The organism is Acinetobacter sp. YH12099, assembly GCF_013419195.1.
GTDB classification, from domain to species: domain Bacteria; phylum Pseudomonadota; class Gammaproteobacteria; order Pseudomonadales; family Moraxellaceae; genus Acinetobacter; species Acinetobacter towneri.
Genome location: NZ_VPAP01000036.1, coordinates 1 through 7,514, shown reverse-complemented (window position 1 = coordinate 7,514; position 7,514 = coordinate 1). Strand labels below are relative to the sequence as shown.

Annotated in this window: 3 protein-coding genes and 1 pseudogene; all 4 read left to right on the top strand. The window is 35.1% G+C overall.

Annotation, left to right across the window (positions count from 1 at the left end; translation table 11 throughout):
- The first annotated feature begins 147 nt into the window (after positions 1-147).
- Positions 148-1,401 (top strand): hypothetical protein, encoded by a 1,254-nt coding sequence (locus FTU39_RS13305; protein ID WP_257224491.1) that lies wholly within the window; start codon positions 148-150, stop codon positions 1,399-1,401.
- Positions 1,402-1,503: 102 nt separating this feature from the next.
- Positions 1,504-3,057: pseudogene (locus tag FTU39_RS13300) on the top strand (site-specific DNA-methyltransferase).
- Between the two features lie 9 nt (positions 3,058-3,066).
- A complete protein-coding gene (locus tag FTU39_RS13295) occupies positions 3,067-5,757 on the top strand; it encodes a DEAD/DEAH box helicase (protein WP_180052274.1) in 2,691 nt (896 codons plus the stop codon).
- Between the two features lie 87 nt (positions 5,758-5,844).
- Positions 5,845-7,514, top strand: a 1,670-nt coding sequence (locus FTU39_RS13920; RefSeq protein ID WP_180052273.1) for an ATP-dependent endonuclease, incomplete at its 3' end; no start/stop codon positions are given.

Genomic DNA, 7,514 nt, shown 5'->3' with positions numbered 1-7,514 from the left:
CAGCTTGCTTCAAGATACTCATGATCAAGCTGTCTGAATACTTAGATGTTTTCATAGAAAATCTCCTTAAATCAAGGTTATTCGATTTTCTACTTTTAAACTCAATTATTTTTAGGGAGGATTACCGAAGGACAATATGAACTTGTGATGAATCCAGAGTATGATGATTTCAATTTAGAACTATTAAGAGATTATTGGGAGTCTGTTGACATTGAAAAGCAACAGTTTACGTATACTGCAAAAGTGTTATGGCAAAAATATGATATTAAATCGACTGCAAAATTAGAAAGAATAGTCAAACATAGTGGGCATTTAAAATACACGGGATTAAAAGACTGCAAAAAATGTTATTTCGATTATGAAATTTATATCCGTAAAGATATGGATTTTAAGCGTTGGAATTCTTATAAAAAAAAATTGGTTTGTCATGAGTGTCGTAGAGTTTCTGTACAAAGTTACATGAATAAATATCTCAATGAATTTAAATTATGTATCCCCATAGCATCAGATGCTCCGTATAATCCTCCGACACAACAATTAAGTTATTTAGAAAAAATCGTTCTTTATACGATGATAAGCAAGATTAAAATTGGCTCAGATAATATCTTACCTCAGCATGAATGGCATTCATTTATTGAACTAGAAGCGAATGGTACTGGTGATCTTGTCAAAAAAATATTTGAAAAAGGCTATCTTTTTAAAACAGATGAATTTGATGAGTTTATACAAGAACAAGCTAATTTGCGCCAGCTACATTCAGATTATAAACAATATTTTAATGAAGATATGGTGCATGAAATTCAAACTTACTTAGCTTTAAATTTTAGGACTGACATAAATCTTGTAATTCCTGAATGCTATGATTCCCTAGAGCAATGGACTTTAGGGTTATTTCAGGAAATTGTGGAGTCAAAAATTCATGTACAGGATATCAAGGATATTGAAAAGTATATAAAAAATAAAAGATTAAAAGAAATATATGAATTAGTAGGCTTTATATGTGACTATCGTAAAGTGCCTTATGAAAAAGATTCAGCCTTGGAATTTGAGCTTATGCGTATGCTTAACAGTTTTAATCTGAGATATATTTTTTCAATACTAGCATATCAAGCTAAAGAAGCATCGGCTGAGTTGTACAAAATTGAACATCAAGGCGATAGTAATTATAAATTTAGGAAAAATCATGTATTTAGATACAAATTAGCGAGTTATCTAACACATCTATTGCAAAAAAAACAGAATCCAAAATTCGATAGAGATCTTCCGATAGACTGGACCTATTCTGAATTGGAAAATTTTATTTCAGCTCAAATTATTGGTAATTATGAACATTGGGAAGTTTACACGCCTGATGAAATTTTAGCTTTATGGGTCGAATCTGTAGGAATGCAAAACGAATAAGATTTTTGCATCTTAGGCCTCTCTTATCCATTAATATAGGTATTTTTGCTAAGATTGACTCAATTTTTTATTGACTCAATTTTTTATTGATTCAGTATTGTTATGCCACTATTAGATTGGGTGAACCGAAATCAAGCTGAAGAAACAGCAATAAGTGTTCCGTACCATTTACTAAAATTCGAACAAGCATATGGTGATGAAGAGCAAGCAAAAGAAAATCTCATCATTCAAGGGGACAACCTTCAAGCTTTGAAGGCTTTGTTGCCACTATATGGTGGACAGGTGAAATGTATTTTCATTGATCCACCGTATAACACTCAATCCGCTTTTGAGCACTATGACGATAAGTTAGAACATGCTCAATGGCTTTCTATGATGTATCCACGTCTACAATTACTAAAAGAACTTTTAGCGGAAGATGGTTCGATTTGGATTACATTAGATGATAACGAAGCACATTATCTTAAGGTTTTATGTGATGAAGTTTTTGGGCGGAAAAATTTTATTTCATCTGTGATATGGCAAAAAAAATATGCTGCCTCAAATGATGCCCATTGGTTCAGTAATGATCATGATAATATTCTGATTTATGCGAAAAATTCTAAGTTATTTAAAGTTAACCGTTTAGCACGAGATGAGAAATCTAACAAAACCTATAAAAATTTAGACAACGACCCAAGAGGACTTTGGCAGTCTGATAATTACACCTGTAACAAATCAATAGACGAAAGACCGAATTTGTATTATCCAATAACAAACCCTAACACTGGGGAGAAAATCTATCCAAAGAAAACTGCTGTATGGCGTTATTCTCAAGAAACTCATTTGAATCATATTAAAGATAATCTGATCTATTGGGGGAAAGAGGGAAAAAATTCTGTACCTCGTTTTAAACGATTTCTGAGTTCTATTGAAGACAAGGGTGCTACTCCTCAGTCGATTTGGTTATGGCAGGATGTTGGGCATAATCAGGATGCAAAACGTGAACAATTAACTATTCATAAAGCTGAACCATTTTCTACACCTAAACCTGAAAAACTTATTCAACGCATTATTGAGATTGGAACAAATCTAAACGATATCGTTTTAGATTCTTTCTTAGGCTCAGGCACAACCGCAGCTGTTGCTCATAAAATGGGAAGACGCTATATCGGGATTGAAATGGGTGAGCATGCAAAGACCCATGTTATTCCCCGTCTTGGAAAAGTGATTGAAGGCGAGCAAGGCGGTATTTCAAAGGCTGTGAATTGGCAAGGTGGAGGCGGTTTTAGCTTCTATACATTAGGCAATCCAGTGTTTGATGATCAAGGCTTCTTAAATGCTAATGTTAAGTTTAAAGATCTTGCAAGCTATGTTTGGTGACTTGAAACAAAAACAGCTCTAAATCAAACGGAGAGCTTTGATAATCCATATTTAGGCACACATGATGGGGTTGCTTACTATCTTCTCTATAACGGCATTTTAGGTGATAGACGTCCGAATGGTGGTAATGTCTTAACACTATCTATTTTAAATTACTTAAATGAATGTCATGCACATGAAGGTAAAAGAGTCGTTATAGGCGAAGCATCACGACTTGGGGATGCCCGACTTGAAGCTCTAGACATTGAGTTTAAACAAATTCCATATTCGCTTTATGGCAACCAAGCTCAGTAAGGATTGCGTATGTCACTTAAATTAAAACAGTATCAAATAGATTCTTTAAAAGCATTAGAGCAATTCTTTACTTTGGCAGCATCATTAGGGGCGGAGAAAGCATTTAAACGCTGTGTAGGCGAAAATATTGTTTATAACGACCGATTGGAGGGCATACCAACTGTATGTCTGCGTGTACCTACAGGCGGTGGTAAAACACTACTTGCAGCGCATAGTATTCCAAAAGTGGCACAGAGTTATGTGAATACTGAGAGTCCTATTGTATTGTGGCTTGTACCAACAGATATGATTCGACAACAAACACTTGCTGCACTTGCTAATGTGAATCACCCTTATAGACAAGCCTTACAAAGCTATTATGGTGATCGCATCAAAATATGTGACATTGAAGGGCTTCAATCGCTAAACAAGCATGATGTTGGGCAGTCGTGTATTGTCATTGTGACCACTATTCAGATCTTCAATATTGATAAAGAAAAGACCTATCAGCGCAATGCCTATGCTTTTGACGAATCTTTGAGTGAACACTTTACTCAAGTGACTCCAAAGCAAGCCGAAAGTATGGATAAAGTAACGGCTGATACTTTGCAATATCAACCATTCCTAACGGAAAAAGATATTGGTCGTGTGAAGCATTCATTAGTCAATTTCTTTAACTTGCATAGACCAATTATTGTGGTGGATGAAGCGCATAAAAACCGTGGTGGAAAAACATTCTTCCCAACATTGAAGCGTCTCAACCCAAGTTGCTTAGTAGAGCTGACAGCAACACCAAAAGACAATAATGTTCTTTACTCAGTTTCTGCTGCGCAATTGAAAGTAGCAGAAATGATTAAGCTGCCAGTCGTATTAACTGAACATCCAAATAGTTGGCAAGATTGTATTCGTGATGCGCTGATTCAACGACAAAAGTTAGAAGTGCTTGCACAAAGTGAAAAAGAATATATTCGCCCAATTTTATTGATCCAAGCCCAAGATAAAAATGGTGAAGCGAATGTAGATGCTGTAAAGCAACACTTACTAGATGAGTATGAAAATATCACTGAAGACTGGATTGCGATTTCTACAGGGCAATCCAAAGAGCTAGAAGATGAAAATCTCTTTAGTCCTCAGAGTAAAGTGAAAATTGTGATTACAGTCGAAGCACTGAAAGAAGGTTGGGATTGCTCATTTGCCTATGTACTTGCGAGTTTGCAAAATATCAACTCTGCAACTGATGTAGAGCAGTTGTTAGGTCGTGTCTTACGTATGCCGTATGCAAAACTACGTCAGAATGATGAACTCAATAAAGCATATGCACACGTTGTCTCAAGTTCAATCGCTCAAGCCACCATGCTTCTTAAAGACCGTATGGTGCAGAATATGGGCTTTGATAAATGGGAAGCGGAAGCCTCGATTGTGGCAAATCCACAACCTGAACTGGATTTAGGAACTACAGGTCAAGGGACTACTCAACCAAAGACTCCTGAAGTCATGGTCTCTATTCCATTTGTTGTTACACCTGAACTTATTCCTACTAATTTACAACCAGCGATTCAAACGAGAGAAAATAGCCAAGGTACGTCCTTAATTATTAATAAAGGGACAACTGACGAAGAGTTTGATCAAATTGAACAAGCTGTAATTGAAAACGCGACGCCGAAACAAAAGACCCAAATACAAGAAGTTTTCAAAGAAGCTCGTGCTGAGCGACAAGCACATCAAGCACCTGAAAATTGGAATGCCACATTTGCGCTTATTCCGCAATTAGGCTTATTCGTTGATGGTGAGTGGCAAGTTGCAGACAAAGAAACTATTGAAGATTCGGTTGAATGGAATCTATTAGATTATCCAGTTCAATTGGAAGGTTTTAACATACGTGAAACTGTGAATAGTTTTGCGATTGACCTAAATCTTGAAGAAGAGCAGTTGAGTTATGAATTACTCAATAGCCAACAGATTCAATTTGATGATATGCCAACACCAATCACCGAAAATGATTTGTTGAATTGGTTAGATCGGAAAACAAGAAGAGCAGGATTAACGCAAATTCAGCTTAGAGCGTATTTAACCAAGCTCATTAGTCACTTGTTGAATGAGCGTAGATTTACACTGACGCAACTACATCGTGCTCAATTCCAATTGTCACTGGCGGTTTCTCGTGAGCTTGACCGACTATTTGAACTTGCTCGTAAACAAGCATTTCAAAGTGATTTATTTGCAGAGTTGAAAGTGGCAGAAGAATCAAAACTAGAAAATAGTTTTGAGTTTAAGCGTGGAATCTACCCAGTTAGAAAGCCTTATCGTGGTAGCTATAAGTTTAAAAAACATTTCTATGCTCAGATTGATGATTTAAAAGAAAAGACTGAATCAGGAAGGATTTCTGAAGAGTTTAAATGTGCTCAGCTCTTGGATATGCATCCTAAAGTAAAATATTGGGTACGTAATATTCCTAAGCAACCACATACTTCGTTCTGGTTACCAACAGAGAAAGATTACTTTTACCCTGATTTCGTTGCAGAGTTAGTTGATGGTTCAATCTTTGTTCTGGAGTATAAAGGTGGACATTTAGATACTGCTGATGATGCTCGAATCAAGAATGCTATTGGTAAGCAGTGGGCTAAAAATAGTGATGGTAAACGATTATTCTTAATGGCAAAAAATCAGGATGAAGTTGGACGTAGTTTGGAAGAGCAAATGAACCAAATCTTATTAGCCTAATATAAGGGTGTTATATAAAACAGCATTATAAGATGCTGTTTTATATGGTTGTAATTGTATTTAATAATATTTTTATGTGGGGGACGAATGTTTATATCGACTATTGAGATCGAGAATTTTCGAAATTTTAAGCATCAAACAATAAATTTTAATGAGGGGGTAAATGTAATAATTGGTCATAATAATGCAGGAAAAACGAATTTATTGACAGCTCTTTCATTAGTTGTAAATCCTGACAAAAATAAAAGATTGGATGTAGATGATTTTAATAAAAATGTTGCATTTTCAGAATTAAAGACATCCCCTCCGAAGATAAGTATTCAAGTCACTTTAAAAAAAGGATGTGAATCATTGCCAGATGATTTAGCTATGGTGGCGAATTGGCTCACTAAGTTAGAATCTGATTTTGAGGCTAAATTAACTTATGAATTTTTTCTTCCAGAAAAAGAATTACCCAAATATATCTTAGCCATGTCAGAGGTTGATGAAGCTTCTAGCGATTGTAGAAATCATGCTTGGAAATTAATTAAGAATGACTTCATAAGATTATATTCCTATAAGATTTATGGTGGTGAGATTGCTAATCGTGCTATAGCAGATGGGGAGTCACTCAGCAAATTTGATTTTCAATTCTTAGATGCAATCCGAGATGTAGAAAGGGATATGCTAACAGGGAAAAATACCTTATTAAAAAATGTATTTGATTTCTTTATGGATTATGATATTAAAAGTGATTTCAAGAAATCTGAAGAAAATAAAATTATAGACATAAAAACCCGAAAGAATAAATTTTTATCAAATATTGAGCCTGTAATGACTTCTATTCATGAGCGTATGGAGTTAGGAAAAGGAAAAATATTATCTTATGCAGATGAAACTGGTGCTTCATTTAATAACGCTACACCTAATTTTGAGGGAAATATTTCAGATATAGAAATGTTTTCATTTCTAAGATTGATTATTGAATACGAAACAGGGATTAAAATACCAGCAACTCATAATGGCTTAGGTTATAACAATTTAATTTTCATGTCTTTATTACTTGCAAAAATGCAAGTCAATGCTGACGGAAAGTATATGGGCGACAATGCAAAAGTATTTTCAGCATTAGTTATTGAAGAGCCAGAAGCCCATCTCCATCCAGCAATGCAATATAAATTTCTACAATTCTTAAAGAAAAATAAAAAAGAAGGAAAAGTACGACAAATTTTTGTAACTTCACATTCTACCCATATTACATCTGCTGTTTCACTTTCAGAAATCATTTGTCTGTACAAAGACGCTGATGAAACAAAGGTTAGTTATCCAGATAAGATTTTTCCTATTGATGGAAAAAGTAAGAGATATGTACAAAGGTTTCTGGATGCTACGAAATCAGACATTTTGTTTGCACAGAAAATTTTGTTTGTAGAAGGTATTGCTGAGCAATTACTAATGTCTATTTTTGCTAAATATCTTGATAAATCTTTGGAAGATCATCATGTTGCGGTAGTAAGTGTTGGTGGAAGATATTTCACGCATTTTCTACATTTATTTGATAGCAATGAACCTAATACAATTTTTAAGAAAATTGCCTGTATCACAGATATTGATCCAGAAAGAAAAATAAAGTCTGCTGATCCTGCTGATCCTGCTGATCCTGCTGATCCTGCTGATCCTGCTGATCCTGCTGATCCTGCTGATCCTGCTGATCCTGCTGATCCTGCTGATCCTGCTGATCCTGCTGATCCTGCTGATCCTGCTGATCCTGCTGTAGA